General features: G+C 41.0%; 24 protein-coding genes. 6 read left to right on the forward strand and 18 right to left on the reverse strand.

Annotated elements, in window-relative coordinates:
- The first annotated feature begins 35 nt into the window (after positions 1 to 35).
- Together BFS30_RS07730 and BFS30_RS07735 are read left to right on the forward strand one after the other, a co-directional pair.
- Positions 36 to 317 carry a GNAT family N-acetyltransferase gene (locus tag BFS30_RS07730; protein ID WP_069378758.1) on the forward strand — a complete coding sequence of 94 codons (282 nt, stop codon included), beginning with the start codon at positions 36 to 38 and terminating at the stop codon, positions 315 to 317.
- Between the two features lie 19 nt (positions 318 to 336).
- Positions 337 to 873: an NADPH-dependent FMN reductase gene (locus BFS30_RS07735; protein WP_069378759.1), complete on the forward strand. Its 537-nt coding sequence runs from the start codon at positions 337 to 339 to the stop codon at positions 871 to 873.
- A gap of 151 nt (positions 874 to 1,024) precedes the next feature.
- On the opposite strand, the gene BFS30_RS07740 is transcribed toward BFS30_RS07735, so the two are convergent.
- From BFS30_RS07740 to BFS30_RS07780, 9 genes are all read right to left on the reverse strand, one after another.
- Positions 1,025 to 2,305, reverse strand: a complete 1,281-nt coding sequence (locus BFS30_RS07740; RefSeq protein WP_069378760.1) for an acetyl-CoA hydrolase/transferase family protein — start codon at positions 2,303 to 2,305, stop codon at positions 1,025 to 1,027.
- A gap of 4 nt (positions 2,306 to 2,309) precedes the next feature.
- Positions 2,310 to 2,720, reverse strand: coding sequence for a hypothetical protein (locus BFS30_RS07745; protein ID WP_069378761.1), 411 nt, complete (start codon positions 2,718 to 2,720; stop codon positions 2,310 to 2,312).
- Positions 2,721 to 2,925: 205 nt separating this feature from the next.
- Complete coding sequence (locus BFS30_RS07750; protein ID WP_069378762.1) at positions 2,926 to 3,786, reverse strand: alpha/beta fold hydrolase; 861 nt, start codon at positions 3,784 to 3,786, stop codon at positions 2,926 to 2,928.
- Positions 3,787 to 3,853: 67 nt separating this feature from the next.
- Positions 3,854 to 4,744 (reverse strand): sterol desaturase family protein, encoded by an 891-nt coding sequence (locus BFS30_RS07755; protein WP_069378763.1) that lies wholly within the window; start codon positions 4,742 to 4,744, stop codon positions 3,854 to 3,856.
- 1 nt (position 4,745) lies between these two features.
- Entirely contained in the window at positions 4,746 to 5,546 is an 801-nt protein-coding gene (locus BFS30_RS07760) for a DUF4249 domain-containing protein (RefSeq protein WP_083251986.1), read from the reverse strand.
- 58 nt (positions 5,547 to 5,604) lie between these two features.
- Complete coding sequence (locus BFS30_RS07765; protein ID WP_083251987.1) at positions 5,605 to 8,250, reverse strand: TonB-dependent receptor; 2,646 nt, start codon at positions 8,248 to 8,250, stop codon at positions 5,605 to 5,607.
- A gap of 111 nt (positions 8,251 to 8,361) precedes the next feature.
- On the reverse strand, positions 8,362 to 9,351 hold the full coding sequence (locus BFS30_RS07770; RefSeq protein ID WP_069378765.1) for a FecR family protein: 990 nt from the start codon (positions 9,349 to 9,351) through the stop codon (positions 8,362 to 8,364).
- 47 nt (positions 9,352 to 9,398) lie between these two features.
- The gene (locus tag BFS30_RS07775; protein WP_083251988.1) at positions 9,399 to 10,013 is read right to left on the reverse strand and encodes an RNA polymerase sigma factor; all 615 of its coding nucleotides are present in this window, start codon (positions 10,011 to 10,013) and stop codon (positions 9,399 to 9,401) included.
- Positions 10,014 to 10,153: 140 nt separating this feature from the next.
- Positions 10,154 to 11,284 carry a metallophosphoesterase family protein gene (locus BFS30_RS07780; RefSeq protein WP_069378767.1) on the reverse strand — a complete coding sequence of 377 codons (1,131 nt, stop codon included), beginning with the start codon at positions 11,282 to 11,284 and terminating at the stop codon, positions 10,154 to 10,156.
- Positions 11,285 to 11,432: 148 nt separating this feature from the next.
- On the opposite strand from BFS30_RS07780, the gene BFS30_RS07785 reads away from it, so the two are divergent.
- From BFS30_RS07785 to BFS30_RS07795, 3 genes are all read left to right on the forward strand, one after another.
- Complete coding sequence (locus tag BFS30_RS07785) at positions 11,433 to 12,152, forward strand: helix-turn-helix transcriptional regulator (protein WP_237028725.1); 720 nt, start codon at positions 11,433 to 11,435, stop codon at positions 12,150 to 12,152.
- 54 nt (positions 12,153 to 12,206) lie between these two features.
- Positions 12,207 to 12,665: a GyrI-like domain-containing protein gene (locus BFS30_RS07790; RefSeq protein ID WP_069378768.1), complete on the forward strand. Its 459-nt coding sequence runs from the start codon at positions 12,207 to 12,209 to the stop codon at positions 12,663 to 12,665.
- Positions 12,666 to 12,739: 74 nt separating this feature from the next.
- A complete protein-coding gene (locus BFS30_RS07795; protein ID WP_069382344.1) occupies positions 12,740 to 14,770 on the forward strand; it encodes a M13 family metallopeptidase in 2,031 nt (676 codons plus the stop codon).
- A gap of 56 nt (positions 14,771 to 14,826) precedes the next feature.
- Here BFS30_RS07795 and BFS30_RS07800 read toward each other — a convergent pair whose 3' ends face one another.
- The 4 genes from BFS30_RS07800 to recJ all read right to left on the reverse strand — a co-directional run bounded on the left by BFS30_RS07800 (position 14,827) and on the right by recJ (position 19,294).
- The gene (locus tag BFS30_RS07800; protein ID WP_069378769.1) at positions 14,827 to 15,255 is read right to left on the reverse strand and encodes a CBS domain-containing protein; all 429 of its coding nucleotides are present in this window, start codon (positions 15,253 to 15,255) and stop codon (positions 14,827 to 14,829) included.
- Between the two features lie 75 nt (positions 15,256 to 15,330).
- Positions 15,331 to 16,842 (reverse strand): GH3 auxin-responsive promoter family protein, encoded by a 1,512-nt coding sequence (locus BFS30_RS07805; RefSeq protein ID WP_069378770.1) that lies wholly within the window; start codon positions 16,840 to 16,842, stop codon positions 15,331 to 15,333.
- Positions 16,843 to 16,861: 19 nt separating this feature from the next.
- Positions 16,862 to 17,596 (reverse strand): LPS export ABC transporter ATP-binding protein, encoded by a 735-nt coding sequence (gene lptB, locus BFS30_RS07810; protein WP_069378771.1) that lies wholly within the window; start codon positions 17,594 to 17,596, stop codon positions 16,862 to 16,864.
- Positions 17,597 to 19,294 (reverse strand): single-stranded-DNA-specific exonuclease RecJ, encoded by a 1,698-nt coding sequence (gene recJ, locus BFS30_RS07815; RefSeq protein WP_069382345.1) that lies wholly within the window; start codon positions 19,292 to 19,294, stop codon positions 17,597 to 17,599.
- A 200-nt stretch (positions 19,295 to 19,494) separates the two neighbouring features.
- Here recJ and BFS30_RS07820 point away from each other — a divergent pair, with 200 nt between their 5' ends.
- Positions 19,495 to 20,259: an MBL fold metallo-hydrolase gene (locus tag BFS30_RS07820; protein WP_069378772.1), complete on the forward strand. Its 765-nt coding sequence runs from the start codon at positions 19,495 to 19,497 to the stop codon at positions 20,257 to 20,259.
- Here the strand turns inward: BFS30_RS07820 and BFS30_RS07825 are convergent.
- The 5 genes from BFS30_RS07825 to BFS30_RS07845 form a co-directional block, all read right to left on the reverse strand.
- The gene (locus tag BFS30_RS07825) at positions 20,246 to 20,662 is read right to left on the reverse strand and encodes a response regulator (RefSeq protein WP_069378773.1); all 417 of its coding nucleotides are present in this window, start codon (positions 20,660 to 20,662) and stop codon (positions 20,246 to 20,248) included. The two genes, BFS30_RS07820 and BFS30_RS07825, sit on opposite strands and share 14 nt — an antisense overlap.
- Before the next feature lie 142 nt (positions 20,663 to 20,804).
- Positions 20,805 to 21,395: a YceI family protein gene (locus BFS30_RS07830; protein ID WP_069378774.1), complete on the reverse strand. Its 591-nt coding sequence runs from the start codon at positions 21,393 to 21,395 to the stop codon at positions 20,805 to 20,807.
- Positions 21,396 to 21,492: 97 nt separating this feature from the next.
- Complete coding sequence (gene gcvP / locus BFS30_RS07835) at positions 21,493 to 24,372, reverse strand: aminomethyl-transferring glycine dehydrogenase (protein WP_069378775.1); 2,880 nt, start codon at positions 24,370 to 24,372, stop codon at positions 21,493 to 21,495.
- A gap of 75 nt (positions 24,373 to 24,447) precedes the next feature.
- On the reverse strand, positions 24,448 to 25,035 hold the full coding sequence (locus BFS30_RS07840) for a hypothetical protein (RefSeq protein WP_069378776.1): 588 nt from the start codon (positions 25,033 to 25,035) through the stop codon (positions 24,448 to 24,450).
- A gap of 11 nt (positions 25,036 to 25,046) precedes the next feature.
- Entirely contained in the window at positions 25,047 to 25,766 is a 720-nt protein-coding gene (locus BFS30_RS07845) for a pyridoxine 5'-phosphate synthase (RefSeq protein WP_069378777.1), read from the reverse strand.
- Between the last annotated feature and the right edge of the window lie 48 nt (positions 25,767 to 25,814).

A 25,814-nucleotide genomic window follows, 5' to 3' on the forward strand; every position in this document is an offset into this window, starting at 1 on the left:
ATGTTACCTTAGGTTTAAAATGTTAAACCATATCTATGAAGATCGAACAGGCTAATGACGATAAAAAGGGCAGTTTTAAAGCGATAGAAAATTATAAAGAGGCAGGAGTAATGACTTATGTCTGGGCAGGTCCCGGAAAGATAATTATTGACCACACGGAAGTAAATCCTGAATTTTCAGGTAAAGGTGTAGGGAAAACGCTAGTATTGGATGCCGTGCGTTACGCCAGAGAAAATAAAGTAAAAATCCTTCCCTTATGTCCTTTCGCTAAAAGTGTATTTGACAAGAATGAGGATTTAAAAGACGTTCTTTTCTAAATACAAAACCAGGATATACATGAAAATTTTAGCTTTTGCAGGAAGTAACAGCAGTAAATCGATCAATAGAAAACTGGTGATCCATACGCTCTCCTATTTTGAAGAGGAGACAGTGACACTTTTAGATCTGAATGATTTTGAAATGCCGCTTTTTTCTGTAGATAGGGAAAGCAAAGACGGACATCCTCGTCAGGCACATCAGCTACTGGAGCATATTGAAGCCTGCGATCTGATCATTGTATCAATGGCAGAACATAATAACAGTTACACTACTGCTTTTAAGAACGTAATGGACTGGTGCTCACGTGTCAATGGAAAGTTTTTTCAGAACAAACCCATGTTCCTATTGAGTACATCCCCAGGCGGATTTGGAGGCGGAAACGTAATGAATTCCGCAAAAGCATACTTTCCAAAATGCAGTGCCAATATATTGAGTACTTTCTCTCTGCCTTCTTTTTACCAGAATTTTGAGGAAAATGAAGGGATTACCAACCCCCAGATCCGGGCAGATTTTATTGCTAAAATTCAGGAACTCCGGGAAGGATTAAAAAAATAAGCCGGAAGATCTCCTCCGACTTATCCTTAATAATCTCCTCTGGATCACTATATCTATGATATTGCTTGATCAAATGTATCTATTTATGTAAGGCAAAAAAATCCCTGATTTTAGGTATTTTTTCCGTAACCCTGCGCTATATATAAAGGACTTAGTGGCTAAAACGGTCATGAAATGCACGTTCAAGTGTTTCACGATGCATAGGATGAGCAAGGCTGATTAGTGCTGCCGCCCGTTGCTTTAAACTTTTACCAAACAGGTTTACTTTACCATACTCGGTTACCACCCAGTGTACATGACCCCGGGTTGTAACTACTCCTGCGCCCTCCTTTAAAAAAGGAACGATCCTCGAAATTCCTTTGGAAGTCACAGAAGGAAGAGCAATGATGGGTTTACCGCCCTCAGAAAGGGAAGCTCCATGAATAAAATCCATTTGCCCACCAATTCCTGAATATTGATAAGTACCCATAGAATCGGCGCAAATCTGCCCGGTTAAATCCAATTCTATAGCTGAATTTATAGCGGTAACTTTGGGATTCTGACGGATAATGCTCGTGTCATTTGCATAAGCAATATCCATTACCCGGATGATCGGGTTGTCATCAACAAAATCATAGAGCTTTCTTGTTCCGATCATAAAAGAGGTAATAGATTTACCCCGGTTTATTTTTTTTAAACTGTTGTTGATCACTCCGTTTTGAATCAGCGGGATCACTCCATCAGAAAGCATTTCTGTATGTAAACCCAGATTTTTGTGGCCGGTCAGGTTTTTTAATACCTGGTCTGGAATCCCTCCAATTCCCAGCTGCAATGTTGCCCCATCCTCTACAAGGGACGCAATATTCGCTCCGATGGTTACCATGGCTTCATTTGTTTTTGCTGCATAATCTACTTCGGGTAGCTCTTCTTCATGCCATACCAATGTGTGGAGTTTACTGATATGGACAAAACCATGCCCATGGGTTCTGGGGACTTTGGGGTTTACCTGGGCAATGATATGTTTTGCCGTATCTATTGCCGCCCTGGCAATGTCAACGGAGGTGCCAAGAGAGCAATATCCATGGACATCAGGTTCTGATACCTGAATCATAGCAACATCAATAGGGAGGAAACCTTCTTTAAACAATTTGGGAATCTGACTCAGGAACACAGGCACATAGTCGCCATATGGACTATTGGCTACGGCTCTGGTATTTGCAGAAACAAACAAGGAGTTGAAAAAAAAACTTCCCCGATAGTCCGCAGCATTGAAATCAATATCTCCCAGAGTGGTAATACTGGTAATCTCTACTTTTTTTAAATCGCGGTGTCTTTCCTGTAAGGCCTTTACCAAATGGATTGGAGTTGCGGCACTGCCATGGATAAATACACGATCGCCTGATTTTATTGTTTGTACTGCTTCTGCGGCAGTTAGGTAAGTTGGAGAATTCATTTGTCTAATGGGCTTTTGTTAAAATTAATGGGTCCTGAGCACCAAAAATCTCTTGTTTTACGTACTGGAAATCTTCAAATAATATGTTGATCTCGTTTTCCAGATCCAAATGCTTATTGAGCAATAAGATACTTATGTTTTGGGTTGAATCCAGTATAATGGGTTCCAGAAACTTCAGGTAAGCCGTAACATGTAGTGAGGCCTCTTTAATTTTCCGTTCAAGCATTTCCGTTCTTTGTAAGAGCAATTGCAGGTTGCTGATTTTTCCTTTGATGTTACAGATATAGCCGGAAGAAAGTTTTCTGAAAAAATTAAGTTCTCCTTTGCAGAATTCCAATCCGGAGAGCCAATATTTGGTCACGAGATAAAGTTCCTGTAATTCATTTTCCAATTGAAGATCATCTATTGTTTTCATGCTTTCCTGGGTTAAATTCCAACGTAAATTTCCAGATAATTATCAGATGGATAGGTGATATTGGTCACTTTTACAACTGATTGTTGTCAGGAAAAAACCGTTTTGTTGACATTAAAAAACTCAGAAATAAACAGCCGCGTGCTCAGGACTCAGGAATATTTTTTAAGAAACTTTGACGAGGGATCGGAGCAGATGGTGGTTAGCCTTAAAGCCCCTGCTGGATAAACAAATCTACCTCCGTCAGTACCCTGGAATCTGTCAATATTTTCGAATGAGTGGTTTCCTGATAGGAAGATGCTTTTATTTGTGGGTTTTCTCTTAAAAAATCTTCAATATAGCTGGCGGGAGAAATGAGGTCATTGGAATCGTAAATCAACAGATGCTTCAATTGATCTGAAAAATCATAAATCCGGTTTAATACAAAATGCTCGGTCTTTTGATCAAATAACTTTTCAAAATCATCAAAGAATTTTCGTTGTGCTTCTTCGGATGTATTTACCGCATTCATGGATGCAATAAAATTGTCTTTTAAGTTCACCAAAGGAGCAATGCTGATCAGTAACTTAGGATACTCTTTGACTTGTTGTAAAGCAAGTGAATTGGCCATTCCGCCAAGCGAATGTCCGATCATGATATGAGGTATACCGAGATGCTTAAAAAGCTGTTTAATTGATTCAGCATAAAGGAAGAGGTTACTGATCTCTCCTTCAGAACTTCCGTTTCCGGGAGCATCAAAAGACCAGATCTCGAAATCCTTATTTGTTCTGAGCAGGGAAATAATGTCACTGAAGTCGACGCCTTTAGAACCCCATCCATGGGTCAGCAGTATTTTAACAGGGCCATTTCCCCATTTAAAGCAATTGATGTTTAAATCTGACTTGCTGAAATATTGGTCCTTTACCTTCAAAGGAATGAATTCTGCTTCATCCAACAGTTTTTGTTGGTGGAAACGCACCGGTATTTTTGGTGAGTAGCAGATGAGTTGCCAGAGCAGGGATTGGAGTTGATCCGAATCCCGGTCTGGTAAATTTTTGATGCTTTCAACGATCTGTCTCAGTTTTTTCATGGTCTTTCCGATCTAATTTCGACTGTTAAAATTGCTCAATAAAACCGGAAGATTAATCAGCATCAGGTCAGGATTGATCTGCGAGCTCTTTCTGCAGGCTTTTGGAGGTTTTGCTTACGCCATTATGGCTCCATCCCGGAGGGTACAAGATATATTTTATCTTATTCTTCCAGCCCGGTGCCTTTTTAACATCATTAGAAAGGGCAATCAACTCATGGAAAATGATATTTACTGCACCTGGTTCCGGCTGACTGGTCAATCCATATTTTATTTCTTCTTCCGGAATTTCTTCCTGAAAAGTACCAAACATCCGATCCCAGAGAATCAGAACCATGCCCATATTTTTGTCCAGATAACGAACATTACTGGCATGATGAACCCGGTGATGCGACGGCGTCACAAAAATATATTCAATAACGGGGTGAAGCTTTCCAATCGCTTGCGTATGTACCAGATTGCCGTAAATCTGGGTGATCAGGTAAGCAAAGAGGATATCAACAGCGCTGAAACCTATCATCGCTAATGGAAGATAAAAGAACACCCGGTACAAAGGCTCAAATACAGTGGAACGGAAACCTGTAGTCAGGTTAAAATATTCCGAAGAGTGGTGTGTTACATGCATGGCCCAGAATAGACGCACATAGTGTCCGGTGGCGTGCAGTACCCAATATAAAAAGTCCTGGGCAAGGATCAGCACAGTCCAGTAAATGAAAATATTGGAGATCTGAAAAAAGCGGAAATTATGATAAAAGTAATCCAGCAAAAAAAAGGTCCCTGTTTTCATGGTCAGGTTGATCACAAAAGCGGCAGCCATCAGGTAGACGTTGGTCCAGGTATCACGCCCATGATAAACTTTTTTATCATGAGCGTAACTAAAATACATTTCTACTAAGGTAAGTAGAATAACAAATCCAAAGAGGGGAATTATACTCAGGTTTTTGTCTAAAATTTCATTCATTTTACGGAATCACTAAAGTTCTTTTTTGAACGGTGTGAGCACTGAAATAACCAAGAGCGCCACCGGTTATATTGCTTAGCGGGTTGGCCGGGGAGGCGCCGTTATCGGAACCTTCTGCGTTACCTAAACTAAAGAGGTAAAGATAAGCAGAAGCATCAACACTGTGCATTTCTACCCCTAATTTGTCTCCTTTTTTAAAATCCCTTGACAAATCATCGGTAGTATTCTGAAAGATTACACTGGTGTTTACCTCCTGTCCGGGAGTAAAATCATCGTTCATTAAAGCAAAATTTCTTTGCTTTTTGTCATTGACAAACAGCTGAAACCAATAATAGTTTCTATTTTCCAGAGGGTCTTTATACTTTACATAGGTTACCGTACGTTCTTTGTCGAAATCCGCTGGTTTAAGGTAAAAGTCCTCAAAAGGTACAACGGCAGGCATCGTACTGGATGAGCTGAAGGTCTTTTCGTCCACAATTACCTTCAGCAGATAAGTTTCACCTGGGCTGCCATTGATGGCTGTAGTTTTATAAATACCAGGGCTGATTTCAGGAAGGGTTACGGTAGTCCCTTTGTTTTCTATGGTCACGATCGCACCGCCAAGACCTACAAACTGATTGTCGTCGCTAAAATTTTTTGTCTTGCTGATCAGCACAGAACAAACTCCCGGTTCATTGGTGATGGTTCCTTCAATTACATATTTCTCCTCATTATCGGCGCGTTTTAACTCTACGACTTTTTCACAGGACCAAAGAAATGTGGAGAAGAGCATTAAAAGCAATAGTTGCAGTATATTTTTCATTGTAATATATTTTTATGGTATTTATGAGCCCGAAAGCCTGATATTTTTAGTGTCCACTTTAAAATTTGAAATCATAAGAAACTGAAGGGACAAATCTGAATAAAGTAGTTTTCACTGCCTCAGTTTTTGTGGCATCATTTTCCTTTTCCCTGAATTTGATCCGGTAAGCATTTGCTCTTCCGTAAGCGTTAAATAAGCTGAAGTTGAGCTCAGAGGAGAAATTTTTTCTCTTTTTCAGGATACGTGTAGCCCCAATGTCCAATCGGTGATATGCTGGCATTCTATCCGCATTTCGGTTGGAGTAATAATAATAACTTTCTCCCAATAGGGTATATTTCGCATTTGGGAAAGTTACCGCATTTCCGGTGGCAAAAACCCAGTTAGCCGATACTGACCATTTCTTGCTGAGCTGGTACATGGTTACTATCGATATATCATGGGTCTTATCCTGTCTGGTGTTGTACCATTCGTTGTTATTTATTCCATTAACCAATCGTTCTGATTTAGAAAGGGTGTAGGCTACCCATCCGGTAAATTTTCCGGTTTTCTTTTTAAACAACCACTCTATTCCATAAGCGCGGCCCTTACCAAAAAGTAATTGGGTTTCAATCGGTTTATTGGTGTAGATATCGGCACCATTGCGATAATCAACCTGATTCTTAAGGTCCTTATAATAGGCTTCTACAGTTAGTTCATAAGCATTTTCGGACAGGTTTTTATAATAACCCAATGATACCTGATCACTGGTTTCTGGTTTGATGATATTGGTACTCGCTACCCACCTGTCGGTTGGAGAGGAGGCATTGGAATTAGAAATCAGATGCAGGTTTTGTGCATTGCGGACGTAAGAGGCCTTAATTGCTGTCGATTCTGTTAGCTGAAACGCAGCGGCAATCCGGGGTTCCAGATTGAAATAGGTCTTTACAACCTCTCCCTTTTTGTAACTGGTCTGACCAGTTACCGCTCCGGCATCATTGATGGTATAGTAATCACCTTTACCAAGAATACTGAAGGCCGATAAGCGTAGCCCATACGTCAGACTAATGGCGTCGTTAACTTTCCAGGTATTGCTGGCATATATCGCATTTTCCAATGAATACCTGTTTTGCAGGTCTTGCGAGACCATACCTGAATTGCCTTCTGCTCTTACTTCTCCGGGTTTGATGGTATGATATATGGCATTCAACCCGAAACTCAAAGTGTTTTTATCGTTCACATACCATTGCAGGTCCTGCTTAAAATTCCAGTCTTTGATCTGGGAGAATAAGGAAAGCGAGCTTTCATCCTGGTCAACCTTAATCTTATAATCGTAATTGCTAAAGATCAGGGAGGTGTTAGAGAAGAGCTTACTATTGAAAATATGGTTCCATCGTACTGTAGAGGTAATGTTGCCCCAGTCTATTCCGGCTAGTTTATCTGCTCCCAATACATCCCTTCCCAGGTAAGCGGAAACAAATAAACGGTCTTTATCGCCTAAAATATAATTTGCCTTGGCATTAATATCATAGAAATACAACTGTGAATTTTTCACTGTAGAATCGGAAGATAGTTTTAGAAAGGCATCCAGATAAGTCCTTCTCGCTGAAATCAGGAAGGAAGATTTATCTTTTTGTATCGGGCCTTCAACATTTAAACGTGCGGCAATCAATCCCACACCACCACTAACGCCAAACTTTTGGTTATTTCCATCGTTCATTCTTACATCCATCACTGAAGATAAACCACCTCCGTACTGAGCGGGCATCCCGCTTTTATAGAGGGTTACATTTTTAATGGCGTCCGAGTTAAAGGTAGAAAAGAAGCCAAGCAGGTGAGAGGCATTATAAACCGGTGCTTCATCGAGAAGGATCATGTTCTGATCTGCACTTCCTCCGCGCACAAAGAGACCTCCTGTGCCGTCTCCGGAGGATTTAACCCCCGGCAGTAGTTGTAATGTTTTGATCACATCCCTTTCACCAAGCACAACCGGAATATTTTTTGTTTCGCTGATATTCAGGCGTTCCATTCCCATTTGTGGATTGTCTATATTTCTTTTTGCAGTTGCTGCACTAATGGTTACCGTTTCCAGCTCATTTGCATCATCGTCTAAGGCAATGTTTAAAGTCGTCGGTTTATTCAGTTCCACGGTTTTTTTCAGGGTGCCTGAACCAATAGCACTAAATTCTAAACTGTAATTGCCCTTAGGTATAGAAAGGGAATAAAAACCATATTCATTACTCATGGTCGCTAATTTGCTGCCACTCACCCTAATAGTTGCCGCAATTAGCGTTTCTCCGGTTTTAGAAGAAGATATTGTACCACTTATTGTATGTTTTTCTTGGCTTGCTGCCGGATTGGCCGCCGGATCGGCCGTAAACTTTTTTGCCTTCTCAGCATCATATCGGATGTAAATCTCTTTATCGAGTTCCGAAAATTTAAAGGGCTGATTGGAGAACGCAGTGGTTAAAATTTCATTCAGGCTCTTATTCTCGGCATGAGCACTGATCTTGATTTTACTGTTGGCAACCTGTTCATTGTAAGTGAATTTAATGCCGCTGGCACGACTGATTTTATCCAGTGAAGTTTTAATCACTTCATTCTGAATGTTGATACTTATTTTTTTATCCAGCGGGCCCTGGGCGGAGGCGCTGGTCTGGACAAGCACTAAAATGAGTAGTAAAAAGGCAATAAATGCCAGGAACCGTGTTGGTCCGTAATTTTTCATAACTTTATATTTAAATATTGATTTTTATCTGCCCTATAGTTCTCAAGGCTCGGGGCATTTATTAAATTGATTTGGATACTTGTCCGGATTCTTATTCTAGAAGCCGGACATTTATTTTAGAATTACATACTGCCCTCCATTTTTCTCCCAACGGGCTTCCATTACTATACATAATTTATTTAAAGTCTGTACTAAGGATTTATTCATATCCAGGTTGCCAAAAAAGAGCCTGTTTCTAAGCTCTGGACTTAACTGGATCCTGGTTTGATATTGAAGCGCTATATCCCTGATCACTTCTCCCATTGCGGTTCCTTTATAATCAAAATGCCCCAGGCGTCTGTTTAAATAATCACCGGCACTCGGGAAATCTGATTTACTGATTTTTTCTTCCGCTTTATTAATCACTACCTGCTGATTGCCAATGATGGTCATTTCAGAAATGCTGTTGTCCTTTTGCAGGGCTACGGAAACCTTTCCGGTAACAAGGGTTACACTGATGTCGGCCTGTTGCGGATAAGCAGATATATTGAAACTGGTTCCCAATACACTTGTATTTACTTTTCCACTTTGAATGATGAAAGGGTGATCTGCATCATGAGCTACCTCAAAGAAAGCTTCCCCATCCAGATTAACTACCCTTTGCTCAGCTTTGAACTCCTCCGGATATTTTAATTTACTGTTTGGGCTAAGCCAGACCCTGGTTCCATCCGCTAGTTGTAATTGCTTCCGTTCCGTATTGGCGGTATAAGTTTCCAATTGATGAACTGGACTGATGATTTCCCATACGGTTGATCTGAAAAAGAAAAGACAGCTTAATATAAGCAGGATTGCTGCGGCTGAGGCAACTGGCCAATAGCCGAAGCGAATCCTGCGGGTCGGGGGAAATTGATGCTGTTTTGTTTCTTTAGGAAGAAAATCGGGAAGGAGGCCTGATTCAGGGATGCCCTGAGTCTGATCCCAGCTTGCAGACATTAAGTCCAGGAGCGCTTCATCATCCTTGCTGTTTTTGATCAGTACAAAGAAGCGTTCCAGTTCTTCTGCTGAACACTGATTGGTCAAATACAATTGATAAAGCTGTTTTAGTTCTTCTTTTTCTTCCATGATGATGCCTTTTCCTAATTACAATACAATTGTAATCGGGAGAGGGACTAGTTGGAATGAAAATAATTTGAGGAGACGATGATGAAACCGATTATCCCGCCATTCTTGCGTACCTGCTCACGGATAAACTTGCTGGCTTCTACCATATGGTTCTTTACTGTGTTTTTTGAGATATTCAGCTTTAGTGCGATCTCCTCATGACTGAGTTCTTCGGTTCTGCTCAGCTGATAAATGATTTTTTTCTGAGCTGGCAGCTGATCGATTGCATCTACATAGATTTGACGGAGCTCCTTTTCCAGCAACTGATCTTCTGTCCGGTTGGAACTGACCTCAATCAAATGAAATGTCTCTTCCTGTAAAGATTTGTTGCGCGCAACTTTTTTAAGGTGATTTAATACGTGATTGAGCGTGATCTTTTTGATATAGGCGTTAAAGGAAAGCTCAACATTAATCTGTTCTCTTTTCTGCCAGATCCGGATAAATACCTCCTGAACAATTTCCTCAGCGATATCGGCAGATTTACTGAGCTGATGCGCATAAGTAAATACTTTATTGCGGTACTCGTTGTATATTTTTACAAACGCGGGTTCATCGCCTTCCCTGAGTTTCATCAGGAGGTCCTTCTCTTCGGACTGCGCTGTTTGATATACCTGCATTGACATACTTTGCCAATGTTAAAGAAATTTTTTAAGAAAAAGGCCCTTGGCTAATGATTTGGACATTCTGCTTATAAAACCCTGTCAATTGATAAAGTCCCTGTCCAGGCTTTAGCTGGCCACATTGGAAAAATAAGGTGCGGTTCTTACCTCCCTGTCAGATCAACAGTGAAATGATCAAATAAGGTAGCTTCCTGATCGTTGTCCAGGGCGTCTTTTCCGGGAAGGGTGTAGTAGGCTCCTTTAATCGCAAAACTGAAAGGTGTTTTTTCGATGGATATTTTTAAAAAGCCATGTCGGTTGTCACAATAGTTATCCAGTTCCACCTGATGAAATAATTCGCTTTCAGCCCGGTAGCTAGGCTCATAAGGATCAGCCAGGCCGTGAAGCTCATCAAAGCCGCCGGCACCCGCTACAATAAAAGGTAGGGTTTTGCCATCACTATAGTGTTTACTGAACCTTTGATAGTTGTGTACGTGCCCGCTAAATACGATATCTGGCTTAACTCCCGCCTCTTCAAAAGCTGATTCCAGAAATTCTATCATCGGCTGGCTGGAGCCATGGTTTACATCTGCTGAGTAAGGAGCATGGTGCATACAAACGATTATTGCTTTATCAGCACTGTGTTTTGCCGCTTCCTTGAGTTCTTTAATAAACCAGTCTTTTTGTTCTTGCTTAATGCAGCCATATTTGGGCACATTGGTATGAAGGCCGATGATGGTTGCCAAAGGAGCCTGCATGGTCCAGTATACATGTGGCTGTACCTGGCTTTTTCTTTTAAGCCCGGTACCGAAATGTATGGTGGCAGGGCAGGTGTTACAGAAGGCTGCATAAAATGCTTCCAGACTCTCATATGGTTCCGGACAATTGGGGTTTACATCAGTATCATGGTTTCCCGCAATTGCATATATAGGACCAGGGTAACTTTCGTAAGGTTGAAGAAACTGGGATTCATATTGATCTGCTTCACCATAGTGATAAACAATGTCTCCCAGGTGGTATAAGAAGGAAGGACGTTCCTCAGGACATATTGCATTTAGATATTGTTGCGCCATTTGACCGGCGATTTGTTTCTGCAGGTCAGGCTGCTTAAATCCACCGGTATCGCCAACCATATGAAAAACCATTGCCTGAGGTTTTTCGGGCAATTGCTGCACTTCCAGATTCAAACGATATGGGTAACTTCCCGAAGGTAGTGGTAACGCCTGAAAAGTATGACTGTCATCAATCTGATCTGTTTTAAAAACTGCTTTGTAAAGAATTTTTGTGCTGATCATAGGTCGTAGATTTTTGTTTGTTATGAAGTTAGGAGATCCATATTAACGCAGCATTAAGTGTAAAATATTTAACAGAAGTTTAAAGTAATCCTAACACAGGCTGGGGTCATTGAAAACATAATATAGCTCGTATCTTTGAAGAAAAAAGATGATGGACGGTACTGAAACCCCAAGATTATCGAGGCTTACGGCTATACTGACACAACTTCAAAGCAAACGACTGTCTACCGCAACAGATCTGGCAAAAAAGTTTCAGGTAAGCATCCGCACCATTTACCGGGACATCAGGGCATTGGAAGAAGCCGGCATCCCGGTGTTTACCGAAGAAGGAAAAGGATATTCTTTAGTGGAGGGATATCGTCTTCCTCCGGTGAGTTTTACGGAAAGTCAGGCAAATGCACTGATTACTGCGGAACAATTGGTGCTGAGAAATAAAGATGCTTCCTTTGTAAGGGAATATACAGACGCCATCACTAAAATAAAAGCGGTATTGTTACACAACACAAAGGATAAAGCAGACCTGCTGTCTAAAAGGATTGCCATCAGAAATAACCTGGAAAACAGCAGTACCAGTAATAATATGTCCTCGATTCAGCTGGCATTGACGAATTTCAATTTGTTGCAAATCAGCTATCAGGCGGCCGACCAGGAAAATAAAGTACAAAGAACAGTAGAGCCCTTTGCGATATACAGTACACAGGAAAACTGGATCCTGATCGCTTTTTGCAGATTGCGGCAAGACTACCGGGCTTTTCGTCTGGATAGAATCAGCCAGCTGGAGATTCTTCAAGAACATTTTGAACCTCATAAAATGACCCTTCCGGAATATTTTGCTTATTGTTTAGAAAAATCCAGACCCCTGACATAAGGCTGTCACCATCCCGGTTTAATTTTGCTTCCTGAATCATTTAAAAAACAAAAAATGCAAAAAGAAACACTTAAACCATTCTTTGTGGTTGGAATCTCAGTAAGAACAAGTAATGGAGATGGAAAAGCTGCAGTAGATATCCCTGCATTATGGAACAGATTCCGGTCGGAAGATATTGCGGCCAGGATTTCCAATAAAACAGGTAATGAGGTATATAGCGTCTATACTGATTACGAAGGAGACCATACGAAACCCTATACCACCATTATTGGATATGCAGTAGAAAATCTGGACCAGGTCCCGGAAGGCATGCGTGGATTGGCAATTGAAGGAGGGGCTTACGAAAAACAGCAGCTGAAAGGAAATTTATTACAGGGCCTGGTATTTAATGCCTGGATAGCAATCTGGAATTCAGGTATTTCAAGGGCATATACTGCCGATTTTGAAGTCTATAGTGCTAAAAACCGAAATCCAGAGGATGCAGAGGTCGATATCTTTATCGCAACAAGGTAAGTTGCCCTGTTGTTGGTTCCAATCGATATCTTTTGTTAATTTTGAATCATACCTAAATATTTTTTATGATAAAAATGAAAAAATCGATTGGAATTCCTATGGTAGCAGGTTCCATGTTATTTCTCGCTGCTTGCAGTAATTCCGATACAAAGGAGCTGCACTCGGGAATCATCCTTAAAAATATGGACACCACGGTGGCTCCCGGAAATAACTTTACGGAGTACGTGAATGGTACCTGGATGAAAAACACAAAAATTCCTTCAGATAAGTCTTCTTATGGTGTAGGTGCCATTGTTAATGACAAGGCCCAGGAAGATGTAAAAGCCATTATAGAAAATGCAGCTAAGGGTGCATCGGCTGAAGGTTCAGATGAGCAAAAGATAGGTGATTTCTATGAATCTTATATGAACATGAAAGTTCGTGATTCTATCGGACTGGCCCCAATTACTGCGGAGTTTAAGAAAATTGATGCCATTGCTTCTCCTAAAGACCTTTCTGCTTATTTTGCTTATGCGAACAAGATTGGAAATATGATCCCTATGAGTGTAGGAATTATTGAGGATTTTAAAGACCCAAAGAAATATATGCTGTATACCTGGCAAGGTGGATTGGGGCTTCCTGAGCGTGAATACTACTCATTGACGGATGCAAAATCTAAAGACATCCGAAGCAAATACCTGTTGCACATTGAACGTATGCTCACCCTGGGCGGAATAGCTGATGCAAAAGTTAAAGCCGGGCAGATCATGTCATTGGAAACATTAATTGCTTCTAAACACATGAAAAAGGAAGAAACCAGGAACATGGCAGGCTTATATAATAAGTATGCCATCAAAGACCTTGGTAAACTGATGCCTGATTTTGACTGGACTACACTATTGGCTGAAGCAGGAATCAAAAATCAGGATAGCCTGGTAATCACCCAGGTTGCCTATGCGAAAGCATTGAATGGTATTCTTAAAAGTACGCCTTTAGATACCTGGAAGACCTACCTGAAATGGAGCGCGCTTACAGGGGCCGGATCAGCATTGAACACCGCAATTGATAAAGAAAACTTTGATTTCTATTCTAAAACGCTTTACGGTGTTCAGGAACAAAAACCTCAATGGCGCAGGGCAGTAGACGTGGTGAATGGAAGTTTAGGTGAAATGGTTGGAAAACTATATGTAGAAAAACATTTCCCACCTGCTGCTAAAGCGCGCATGCTTAAGCTGGTGGATAACTTGTTGAAAGCCTATGAATCAAGCATTAAAGAGCTGGACTGGATGAGCCCGGAAACTAAAAAACAGGCTTTGGAGAAAATCAGTAAGTTCACCCCTAAAATCGGATATCCCGATAAATGGAGAGATTATTCTTCTCTGAAAGTTGTAAAACATGACCTTTATGGAAATGAGAAACGTGCTGCGGAATTTGAATATAACCGTAACCTGAACAAATTGGGTAAACCTGTAGACCGTACAGAATGGGGAATGACGCCTCAGGAAGTAAATGCATATTACAATCCGACTATGAATGAGATTGTATTCCCTGCAGCGATCTTACAACCCCCTTTCTTTGATATGAATGCCGAAGATGCGGTAAATTACGGTGGAATCGGAGCGGTAATTGGTCATGAGGTTGGACACGGTTTTGATGATCAGGGCAGTACTTTCGATGGAGATGGAGTGATGCGTAACTGGTGGACTGCAAAAGACAATTCGGAATTCAAAAAGAGAACCGGTGCTTTGGTTGCGCAATACAGCGCCTTCAAGGTGTTTCCTGATCTGAATGTAAATGGAGAATTTACACTTGGAGAAAATATTGGAGACCTTGGTGGATTAAGCATTGCCTTAAAAGCCTATAAAGCAAGTCTCAATGGCAAACCTGCACCAGTGATGGATGGTTTTACCGGAGAGCAGCGTGTGTTTCTGGGCTGGGGACAGGTATGGTTAAATAAATCTAATGCAGAATCATTGAGAAACCAGGTTGGGACCGACCCTCATTCTCCCGCACAGTTCAGGGTGAATGGAGTGGTGAGGAACATTCCGGAGTTCTATACCGCTTTCAAAGTGAAAGCAACAGATTCTTTATATCTGGCTCCTGAAAAGAGAGTTAAAATCTGGTAATACAGATCAGATTTAAAACAAAAGAGCCGGCCTTATTTAAGGCCGGCTCTTTTGTTTTAGCTGCTGATATAACTCTCTAACTGAGAGATGGTTTGTTTTTGATCTTCAATAATGAATTTAACGACGTCGCCTATGGATACCATTCCGATTAGCTGATCTCCCTGAACTACAGGTAAGTGCCTGATGTGCTTGTCTGTCATGGTTTGCATGCAATGATCCAGGCTGTCTTCCGGAGATACCGTAATGGGCTGGGAGGTCATCACTTCATTCAGCAGGGTGTCTGCTGAAGCTTTTCCCTGAAGAATGATCTTTCGCGCATAATCCCTTTCCGTAAATATTCCTAATAACTGACGCTCCTCCAGAATAAGCAGGGCACTGATGTTTTTTTCCATCATTACCCGAAGCGCATTTAGAACCGATGTATCTGCCGGAACTGAAAAAATATCCCCTGATTTAGTGCTGAGTAGTTGTTTTACAGTTTTCATAACACATTAAGAATTAGCTAATTAAATTTACTGAAATAAAAGCTCATTTACAATGGGGTTATGCTGAAAAAATCTTTACTTCATCATGGGCAATATTTCTTCTACATAAGTGCGTTCATTTGCCAGTCTGGGTACTTTATGTTGTCCACCCAGCTTACCTTTAGACTTTAACCAGTTGTAAAACGTATTGTAAGGAGCATTGTGAACTTTCGGTCTGCGTAAAGCCATATCCTTAAAACGCTTGGCATCATAATCGGAATTTACTTCGCGAAGGGTCTGGTCCAGGATATCCACAAATCTTTCAAAATCATCAGGCTGCTGATCGAATTCAATGATCCATTCATGACCTCCGACTTCCTCTCCTTTAAAATAAATAGGACAGGCCGTATAATCTTTAAACACAGCCCCCGTTTCCGTACATGCTTTACAGATTGCCTGTTCTGCATTATCAATAATCACTTCTTCTCCAAAAGCATTGATGAAATGTTTCGTACGTCCGGTAATTTTAATCCGGTAAGGGGAGAGGCTGGTAAACTGTACGGTATCACCAATCATATAACGCCATAATCCACCGTTGGTAGAAATAATGATGGCGTAGTTTTTATTTAGCTGAACCTGTTCCAGAGATAAAGTATCCGGATTCTCATCCTCCAGTTTTTCAATCGGAAGAAACTCATAATAAATACCATAATCCAGCATGAGCAGTAATTCATCTGAATTTACTTCATCCTGAATGCCAAAGAAACCCTCAGATGCATTATAAGTTTCCAGATAATACATTTCATTACAAGGGATAAGTTCTTTAAACTGCTCGCGGTAAGGTTTGAAATTTACTGCACCATGAATGTATAGTTCCAGGTTGGGCCATACTTCCAGCAGGTTTCTCTTTCCGGTCATTTCCAGCACCTTTTTTGCCAGTACAATTGTCCAGGTAGGAACTCCGGCAATATTGGTTACATTCTCTTTAATGGTTGCCTCTGCCATTTTCTCCATTTTTTCCTCATAGTTGTCCATGAGTGCGATAGAGATGTTGGGGGTACGGTAATATTCCGCCCACATGGGCAGGTTTTTAATCAGCACAGCCGAGAGATCACCATAAAAGGAATCTTCATTCAGCTGGTTAATCTGATGGCTGCCACCAAGAACCAGGCCTTTACCGGTAAGGATCTGATTTTCCGGACGGTTGTTGCAGAAGATAGACAAAAGGTCTTTTCCTCCTTTAAAATGGCATTCCTGGAGAGACTCCTCCGATACCGGAATAAATTTACTCCTGTCGCTGGTCGTACCTGAAGATTTCGCAAACCACTTTATTTCGGAAGACCAGAGGATGTTCTGTTCTCCCTTGAGCATCCGCTCTATAAAAGGTTTTAAAGTATCATAGTTCTGTATAGGGACCCGCTCCTTAAATTGCTTGGGTGACAGGATGGAGCGGTAGTCGTATTTTGTTCCCCATTCTGTGTCAGCTGCACTGGAAATCAGTTTCTGAAACCATTCTTCCTGTACATCATGCGGGTATTTCATGAAAAGCTCGATCTGATGAACACGCTTTTTCATATACCAGGTAAAAATCGAATTTACAATTGCCATCTGTTAGGGTGAATAAGGATTATAATTTTTTAGTACGGAGCACGAAGTTTGATCCCAGATAGACTCTTCTCACCATTTCATTGGCAGCGAGTACTTCTGGTGTTCCGGATTCTAATATTTTACCTTCAAATAGTAAATAAGCCCTGTCCGTGATGGAAAGCGTTTCCTGCACGTTATGGTCGGTAATTAAGATACCTATATTTTTTTGTTTTAATTTAGCTACAATGGATTGGATTTCCTCTACAGCAATGGGATCGACCCCTGCAAAAGGTTCATCCAGCAGGATAAAGTTCGGACTGGCTGCCAGTGCCCTCGCAATTTCCGTTCTCCGGCGTTCTCCTCCTGAAAGCAGGTCGCCACGGTTTTTACGTACTTTATGCAAACTGAATTCATTGATCAGTTCTTCCAGTTTTTCGTGACGCTCTTCACGGCTCATTTTCGTCATCTCCAGGATAGCCATAATGTTATCTTCAACAGATAACTTACGGAATACAGAAGCTTCCTGTGCCAGATAACCGATACCTTTCTGCGCCCTTTTGTACATGGCATCAGAGGTGATGTCTTCATCATCTAAAAAAATAGTGCCTTCATTGGGTTTAATTAATCCGACAATCATATAGAATGAGGTCGTTTTTCCCGCTCCGTTAGGTCCAAGTAAACCTACAATTTCCCCTTGGCTCACAGAAAATGAAACGTCATTTACAACGGTTCTCTGCTTGTATTTTTTGATTAGATTATCAGCTCTTAATATCATTTATATCTTAATCCCTTTAATATTCAACTGCAAACGTCTCTGTTCTTTCCAGATATTTTCCTCTATCGTATAACAAATAGAAAAAGGTTGGTCGAATTGTAACAGTGTTTCAAATTCTGCTAATCCAAATCCAATGCTTTCAAAAATAACTGAATTTTGTTGTTTTATGTTCAATTTTAAATGTTTTGTCGCCACAACATAAGGCTTTGTTGCCAGAGTTACCCCATGAGTCACAAAAATAGGTGCTGGATTATGCGGCCCGAAGGGGGCCATCTGTGAAATGATGCGTTGAAATTTACCGTCAATCTGCGCGAATTGAATCTCTGTATCTATCTTGATTTCAGGGCATAGCAGGTCCTCAGTAATGGTCGCAGCAACAATTTGTTCAAACCGGTCTGAAAAAGCGTCAATATTTTCCGGCTTCATGGTCAGCCCGGCCGCAAATTTATGCCCGCCAAATTGTACCAGCAGATCTTCGCAGCCAACTAAAGCCTCATACAGGTCAAACCCCGCCACAGAACGGGCAGATCCGGTCAGCAGACCGTTCGATTCGGTCAGAACAATGGTTGGCCGGTAATATTTTTCGGTCAGGCGGGAAGCCACAATTCCGATTACGCCTTTATTCCAGCTTTCATGATAAACAACTGTTGTCTTTTTATGGATCAGTATATCGCAATCTGCAATCAAAGCAAGAGCTTCTGCCGTAATGTTCTGGTCTGAAGTTTTACGTTCTGTATTTTGTTGATTGATGAATTCACTTTGGGACAGTGCCAGACTGTCTTCCTCACAAAGCAGCATTTTAACCGCTTCATTGGCATGGTCCATCCGGCCTGCGGCATTAATTCTTGGTGCCAATACGAAGACGACATCCGTAAGTGTATAATCTTTGTTCCGCCCGGAAATGTCCATCAGGGCCTTTAAGCCCATACAGGGATTACGGTTTAATTTAACCAGGCCATGATAAGCTAATATTCTGTTTTCATCTTCTACAGGAACAATATCCGCTGCAATGCTAACCATAACCAGGTCCAGGTACTGTTCGTATTTTTCTGCGGGAAGCTGATGTTGCAGGCAATAGGCCTGGGCAAGCTTAAATCCTATTCCGCATCCCGCCAGTTCTTTAAAAGGGTAGGGGCAGTCGGCCCGTTTAGGATCCAGTAATGCTGCCGCTGCAGGCAGTTCATCTCCTGGAAGATGGTGGTCGCATATGATGAAATCTATACCAAGCGTGTTGGCATAGGCGACTTTATCTACAGATTTTATCCCACAATCCAGGGCTATAATCAGGCTCTGTCCATTTTTATGGGCGTAATCAATCCCCTGGGTAGAGATGCCATATCCCTCCTTGTGTCTGTCTGGAATGTAATATTCAATGTTTTCTGTAAACTGGCTGAAAAAGCTATATGTCAGGGCAACAGATGTTGTCCCATCCACATCGTAATCACCGTAGACCAGTATTTTTTCATGATTACTGAGGGCCAGTTCAATCCTGCTGATGGCCTTATCCATGTCTTTCATCAGGAAAGGATCATGCAATTGTGCCATCTGAGGCCTGAAAAAATCTTTGGCTTCTTCAAAAGAAGAAATGCCCCGCTGTACTAATATCTGTGCTAAACTCTGGTCTATATTTAATTGCTGTGCAAGCAAATCTGTTGTTTCCTTATTCCCCTTTACAGCTTGCACCCATCTTTTTTCCATTAGTGTCTGTCCTCTTTTGTTTGGATTATTGGTTGTCATCAGCGCTTCTCGCGGGAAGGCCTAAGCCTGGTTGCGCGGTTATGACGCTTGTATGAAGCTCTTGCTTACGTTTTTAAGCAGGAAGTTCCTACAGGTTCCATATCTTTGCAACGATTCGTAAATATATATTAAATTATTTCTTCTTACTAATAACTACGCCATTGCAAGTTTTCACTTTATATGAAGGATCTTATTCCGTAGACGCAACAAAAAAATTCCTTCCCTTCAATCCGGAAACAGACAATCCTAAAGATCGTCCGGCCTCTTTATTTATTCATGTTCAACCTTTTCTGGTGAAATTAGCAGATCAACTGGTATTGTTTGATACCGGCCTGGGGTATAGCAATGAGGATGGACAATTGATCTTGCATGAAAATATCCGAAAAGCTGGTTTTAAACCGGAAGAAGTAACCATGGTCCTGATGTCACATTTGCATTTTGACCATTCCGGTGGAATGATCCATCAGGTGGGGGATAAGATTGAACTGAGCTTCCCTGATGCCGTCTATGTGATTCAACGCGGAGAGTGGGAAAACGCATTTACCAACTCTTCTTCTTCCTATAAAACAGAGATCTTTGACTTTCTGCAACGAAATGCCCAATTGAGTTTCATTGAGGGTTCAGGACAACTGACTTCGGAAATCAGTTATGAACTGACGGGTGCACATACTCCTTTCCATCAGACTTTTCTGTTGGATGACGGGACGGACAAAGTATTCTTTGGAGGGGACGTGTTACCGGAACCAGAGGAGTTATTGAGGAAATTTATTGCCAAGTATGATTTTGATGGCAGAAAGGCAATGGAACTGAGGGACGAATTCGGACAGAAAGCAGCAGCAGAAAATTGGAACTGCCTGTTTTATCATGGGAAGTCAAGAGCTACCGGATTTGTAACTTATAATGATGGACAGTTTAAAATCCACTAGATTGACGTTCTACCAGTTTTAATAATTCTGTAAGCCTTTCTATAGACAGGGGTTTAGAAATAAACCCTTTTACGGTACTGTATGTTTTTGCCTTTTCGATATCATTCTCATATACCGAGGATGAAAGCATGTACATGTCTACACTTTGGGCGATCCCTAATTTCTCGTAGGCTTCCAGAAATTCCCATCCGTTCAGAACAGGCATGTTAATGTCAATCAGGATCAGCTGAGGAAGTTGTTCTGCAGAACTTACGACTCCCGCCAGATAATCAATGGCAATCTGGCCGTTTGTTTTGGAGATCATTTCTACATTGTACCCCGTTTTCTCTACTATTTTTTTTATGATGAAAATATTGATGTCATCATCATCAATTACAAGTAGCTTAATTTTTGAGGTCATCATAGAGGTCAAAGAGTAACAGTAAAATTCTTAGTGTAACTATAAAGTTATAAAATATGTATAAATGGTGGAAGTGATATCTATTATGTTACAAAAAAAAGGCCATTATACAATAATGGCCTTTTTTTGAATGAAATTAAACGAATTATTTTTTAGCCACAAGTTTAATAGCCAGTTCAAATTCATCGTTAATCATCTTGTCACCCACATCAGGGAAGATACTTTTAGATTTGTATTTAATCCCGTATTTCGTTCTGTCAACGCTTACTTTGTCTGCTGAAGCAGTCACAGAGCCATCAGCATTCCATGCTAAAGTAGCAGGGAAAGTAATAGAATTTGTAATTCCTTTGATGGTTAAATCACCTGTTACATTTACCGTATTTCCGTTACCGGCTACTTTTTTAATCGTGAATGTAGAGGAAGCAAATTTATCCGTTCCAAAAAAATCGTCTGCTTTTAAGTGCTTTTCTAAGTTTGCACTTTTATCTGCATCCTTAATTGTGGTCATATCAATTACGAAATTACCACCGGCTAATTTTTTTCCATTAAAAGACAATGTACCAGATTGAAGGTCAATGGTACCATTATGGCTGCCAGTTAATTTTTTACCTACCCAGGTGATGGTTGATTTTGCAGCATCAACTTTATAAGTATCAGCTTTAAATACTGGGGCTATGAAAGCCGACGAGGCAATTACTATAACTAGTAAGGCCAGGGAAGTTAATTTTAATTTCATGTTTAATGGTTTGTGGGTTTTTTATGGTCTGTCAGTTTGAACCTTTTAATATATTCAGATGGTAAATATATTAAAAGGTTTAACTGATTCATTTATTTTAAACGGTTTCTTCTTCCATATAACTTTCAATCGGAGGACAAGCACAAACCAGTGACCTGTCGCCAAAAGAATCATTTACCCTGCCTACTGAAGGCCAGAATTTGTAAGCTGCAACGTAAGGAAGCGGGAAAGCTGCAGTTTGTCTGCTATAGCTATGGTTCCACTCATCTCCGGTTACTATTGTAGCGGTATGCGGAGCATTTTTCAATGGATTATCTGTTTTGTCCAGTTGTCCATTCTCTACTGCTGTTACTTCTTTTCTGATGGCGATTAAAGCATCACAGAATCTATCCAATTCATGTTTAGGCTCACTTTCTGTCGGCTCAACCATAAGCGTTCCCGCTACCGGGAAAGATACTGTTGGTGCGTGGAAACCATAATCCATTAAACGTTTTGCGATATCTACTACTTCAATTCCAAAATTTTTGAAAGCTCTGCAATCCAGGATCATTTCATGCGCACAACGTCCGTTAGCACCTGAGTACAATACCGGATAATGTTGCTCTAAACGCGCTTTCATGTAGTTTGCATTAAGAATAGCATGTTTAGTCGCACTCGTTAAGCCTTCAGCACCCATCATTGCGATATAAGCATGAGAGATAACCAGGATAGAGGCCGAACCCCATGGAGCAGAAGAAACCGCATGAATAGATTTCTCTTTGCTGATGTCTACAACTGCGTGTGCTGGTAAGTAAGGAACCAGGTGTTTTGCCACACCAATCGGACCCATACCCGGACCACCACCACCGTGAGGGATACAGAATGTTTTGTGTAAGTTAAGGTGACAAACGTCAGCACCGATATTACCCGGGCTGGTCAATCCTACCTGAGCATTCATGTTGGCACCGTCCATATATACCTGTCCGCCATTTTCATGGATGATGTTACAAATGTCAATAATGCTTTCTTCAAATACCCCGTGGGTAGATGGGTAAGTCACCATTAAGCAGGAAAGATTTTCTTTGTTCTCTTCTGCTTTTGCTTTTAAATCATCAACATCAATATTTCCATTTTCAAGGGATTTTACGATGATGATTTTCATTCCAGCCATTGCCGCAGATGCAGGATTGGTTCCATGTGCAGAAGAAGGAATCAAAGCGATATTACGGTGATGATCACCGCGATCCTGATGGTAAGCCCTGATTACCATTAAACCTGCATACTCTCCCTGAGCACCAGCATTAGGCTGTAAGCTCATGGCTGCAAATCCGGTAATTTCACTCAACCATCTGTCAAGTTCATTAAATACAGTATAGTAACCAGCAACCTGATCAGCAGGTGCAAAAGGATGAATCTTTCCGAATTCCGGCCAGGTCACAGGAATCATTTCTGTAGTTGCATTCAGCTTCATGGTACATGAACCTAAGGCAATCATAGAATGACAAAGAGAAAGATCTTTTGCTTCCAGAGATTTAATGTAACGCAACATTTCATGTTCTGAATGATGAGCATTAAATACCGGGTGAGTTAAATAAGCTGAAGTACGTTGTAGTGCAGCAGGAATAACTGTTTCCACATTTTCGTCAGCAAGTTCTACTGCATCAGCAGCGATTCCTTTTACTTTGGCAAAGATCTTCACTAATAACTGAACATCTTCAATAGCAGTAGTTTCATCTAAAGCGATGGTCACTACACTTCCATTATAGTTCAGGTTGATCTCATTGTCGATACATTCCCTGTGGATAGAATCTACTAAATTCCCAAGATCCAGCTGAATGGTATCGAAATAAGCTTTGTTTAATTGAGTATAACCGGCTTTTTCTAAAGATTTAGCTAAAGTAACGGTCAGTCCATGTGTGCGTTCAGCGATTAATTTTAATCCTTGTGGACCATGATAAACTGCATAGAAACCAGCCATAATAGCCAATAAGGCCTGAGCTGTACAGATATTAGACGTCGCTTTGTCTCTACGGATATGTTGTTCCCTGGTTTGAAGGGCCATACGTAAAGCATAATTGTTATTGCTGTCGATCGTTACTCCGATGATACGTCCTGGAATAGAACGTTTGTACTCATCTTTAGTCGCGAAATAAGCCGCATGAGGACCACCAAAGCCCATAGGTACACCAAAACGTTGAGTAGTACCTACCACAATGTCAGCTCCCCATTCTCCCGGAGGAGTCAATAAGGTTAAGCTCAAAAGATCTGCAACAACCGTTACTTTTACATTCAGGACGTGAGCTTTTTGTGCAAAATCAGTATAGTCAAACACTTCTCCGTTACCAGCAGGATATTGGATGATTGCTCCAAAGAACTCTTCATTCAGAACAGTAGTCTGATGGTCACCTATAACCAGCTCAATACCAAATGGATTAGCGCGTGTTTTTAAAATGTCAATAGTTTGTGGGAAAAGTAACTCCGACACAAAGAATTTCTTTGCGCCCTGGTTTTTGCGTAAGCTGAATTGCATGAACATGGCTTCAGCAGCAGCAGTACCTTCATCTAGCAAAGAAGCATTTGCAATTTCCATACCCGTAAGGTCAATTACTAAAGTCTGGAAGTTTAACAACGCCTGTAAACGGCCTTGTGCAATCTCTGCCTGATAAGGGGTATATTGAGTATACCATCCCGGGTTTTCCATTACGTTACGTAAAATCACACCTGGAGTCAAAGTATCATAATATCCCTGACCGATATAAGATTTGAAAACTTTGTTTAGAGAAGCAGTTTGTTTTAAGCTGCTCAGGTAATCTTTTTCAGATTTCGCCTTTGGCAGGTTTAATGGCTGTTTCAACCGGATCTTTTGAGGAACGGTCTGTTCTATCAATTCGTCCACAGAACCCAGGCCAAGGGTGTTCAACATGGCGTTTACATCCTCTGTATTAGGGGCAATGTGACGATCTTTAAAGTCTTCTTTGTAATGAATATTTAAGCTCATGAAATCTATTTATAAAAAGTTCCGCAAAGGTAATAAAAAATCCCCTTAGCTCTAAGCCCAAAAGACTTTATAAAACTAATCCCCGATCAGCACCCAGCCTTCTTCTTTTTTGAATTTTAATTTATAGGTTTTAGTAATGAAATTGCTCGATGTTCCCTTGTCTTTCAGGAATATAGCGAAATCATTACGTTCCTTTTTTAAGGAGACGGTTACCCTCGCCACGCGGGAATCTCCTTTAATTAAGGTGACTGGTTTTTCCGGATCTAAAACATAGTCCAATGCGCGGAGTGTTGCCTTTGAAGCATCCTGTTTTAAAACATAGGGTTTTGCCTGATCCGTCAATGAAATCTGGAATACATATACGCTGTCTTTAGACAGAAATTTCTTTTTCTGGTTTTCTAAAGTCATTCCCACCAATCCTTTAGCCTGTAGACTTTTATATTTTTCCAATTCAAGCTGGTCATTTTTGCTCCTGAATTTCATTTCTCCGACAGGAATCCGGACACTCTCGAATTCAGGGTTTGTTTTAAGGTGTGCTGCAATCACGTCTGTTGCCGTACCCTCGTCCAGGTTGCCTGCGCCGCCTTTACAGCCCGCCATAAAAAGCAGAAAGAATACAGCAATTGTGAATAAGCTTAAGTTTTTCATCAATGATGGTTTCATAAGGAAGGTTTTTAGTCTTTTAATTGTCTTAAATACATTTGGATAGTATTCTCCAATCCCAGGTAAAGTGCATCACTGATCAGGGCATGGCCGATACTTACTTCGAGTAATCCGGGAATGTTCGCTGCAAAATATTTGAGGTTATGTAAATCAAGATCATGACCGGCATTGATTCCTAAACCTAGTTCATTAGCTCTTTCTGCCGCCGCCACATAAGGACGGATGGCCAGTTCTGGCTGAGTAGGGAAATTGCGGGCATAGTCTTCCGTATACAGCTCAATCCGGTCTGTTCCGCTTTCTGCTGCAGCATCAATCATGTCAATTACAGGATCTACGAAAATAGAAACCCGGATTCCGGCAGACTGAAACAGGCTGACCATTTCTTTAAGGTATACTTTATTTTTGATGGTGTCCCATCCATGATTAGAGGTGATTTGCCCCTCGGTATCAGGAACTAATGTAACCTGTGCTGGTTTATTGGCCAGAACTAGGTCTATAAATTTCTGTTCGCGGCAGTTGCCTTCAATATTGAATTCTGTAGCAATTATGGCTTTCAGGTCAAATACATCCTGATAACGGATATGTCGTTCGTCTGGTCGGGGATGTACCGTAATTCCCTCTGCTCCAAATCGCTCGCAATCTAAGGCCACCTTTACCAAATCAGGATTGTTACCCCCGCGACTGTTTCTTAAAGTCGCGATTTTATTAATGTTTACAGATAATTTTGCCATGATGTAAAAATAGTGGATTATTTCCTTATTTTGCTGTTAGCAATTACG

The sequence above is a fragment of the Pedobacter steynii genome (assembly GCF_001721645.1).
Lineage (GTDB): Bacteria > Bacteroidota > Bacteroidia > Sphingobacteriales > Sphingobacteriaceae > Pedobacter > Pedobacter steynii_A.

Excerpts from the sequence above, each read along its gene's own strand:
- BFS30_RS07730 (WP_069378758.1), top strand. The coding sequence starts at position 36 with ATGAAGATCGAACAGGCTAATGACGATAAAAAGGGCAGTTTTAAAGCG.
- BFS30_RS07735 (WP_069378759.1), top strand. The coding sequence starts at position 337 with ATGAAAATTTTAGCTTTTGCAGGAAGTAACAGCAGTAAATCGATCAAT.
- BFS30_RS07740 (WP_069378760.1), bottom strand. The coding sequence starts at position 2,305 with ATGAATTCTCCAACTTACCTAACTGCCGCAGAAGCAGTACAAACAATA.
- BFS30_RS07745 (WP_069378761.1), bottom strand. The coding sequence starts at position 2,720 with ATGAAAACAATAGATGATCTTCAATTGGAAAATGAATTACAGGAACTT.
- BFS30_RS07750 (WP_069378762.1), bottom strand. The coding sequence starts at position 3,786 with ATGAAAAAACTGAGACAGATCGTTGAAAGCATCAAAAATTTACCAGAC.
- BFS30_RS07755 (WP_069378763.1), bottom strand. The coding sequence starts at position 4,744 with ATGAATGAAATTTTAGACAAAAACCTGAGTATAATTCCCCTCTTTGGA.
- BFS30_RS07760 (WP_083251986.1), bottom strand. The coding sequence starts at position 5,546 with ATGAAAAATATACTGCAACTATTGCTTTTAATGCTCTTCTCCACATTT.
- BFS30_RS07765 (WP_083251987.1), bottom strand. The coding sequence starts at position 8,250 with ATGAAAAATTACGGACCAACACGGTTCCTGGCATTTATTGCCTTTTTA.
- BFS30_RS07770 (WP_069378765.1), bottom strand. The coding sequence starts at position 9,351 with ATGGAAGAAAAAGAAGAACTAAAACAGCTTTATCAATTGTATTTGACC.
- BFS30_RS07775 (WP_083251988.1), bottom strand. The coding sequence starts at position 10,013 with ATGTCAATGCAGGTATATCAAACAGCGCAGTCCGAAGAGAAGGACCTC.
- BFS30_RS07780 (WP_069378767.1), bottom strand. The coding sequence starts at position 11,284 with ATGATCAGCACAAAAATTCTTTACAAAGCAGTTTTTAAAACAGATCAG.
- BFS30_RS07785 (WP_237028725.1), top strand. The coding sequence starts at position 11,433 with ATGATGGACGGTACTGAAACCCCAAGATTATCGAGGCTTACGGCTATA.
- BFS30_RS07790 (WP_069378768.1), top strand. The coding sequence starts at position 12,207 with ATGCAAAAAGAAACACTTAAACCATTCTTTGTGGTTGGAATCTCAGTA.
- BFS30_RS07795 (WP_069382344.1), top strand. The coding sequence starts at position 12,740 with ATGAAAAAATCGATTGGAATTCCTATGGTAGCAGGTTCCATGTTATTT.
- BFS30_RS07800 (WP_069378769.1), bottom strand. The coding sequence starts at position 15,255 with ATGAAAACTGTAAAACAACTACTCAGCACTAAATCAGGGGATATTTTT.
- BFS30_RS07805 (WP_069378770.1), bottom strand. The coding sequence starts at position 16,842 with ATGGCAATTGTAAATTCGATTTTTACCTGGTATATGAAAAAGCGTGTT.
- lptB (WP_069378771.1), bottom strand. The coding sequence starts at position 17,596 with ATGATATTAAGAGCTGATAATCTAATCAAAAAATACAAGCAGAGAACC.
- recJ (WP_069382345.1), bottom strand. The coding sequence starts at position 19,294 with ATGGAAAAAAGATGGGTGCAAGCTGTAAAGGGGAATAAGGAAACAACA.
- BFS30_RS07825 (WP_069378773.1), bottom strand. The coding sequence starts at position 20,662 with ATGATGACCTCAAAAATTAAGCTACTTGTAATTGATGATGATGACATC.
- BFS30_RS07830 (WP_069378774.1), bottom strand. The coding sequence starts at position 21,395 with ATGAAATTAAAATTAACTTCCCTGGCCTTACTAGTTATAGTAATTGCC.
- gcvP (WP_069378775.1), bottom strand. The coding sequence starts at position 24,372 with ATGAGCTTAAATATTCATTACAAAGAAGACTTTAAAGATCGTCACATT.
- BFS30_RS07840 (WP_069378776.1), bottom strand. The coding sequence starts at position 25,035 with ATGAAACCATCATTGATGAAAAACTTAAGCTTATTCACAATTGCTGTA.
- BFS30_RS07845 (WP_069378777.1), bottom strand. The coding sequence starts at position 25,766 with ATGGCAAAATTATCTGTAAACATTAATAAAATCGCGACTTTAAGAAAC.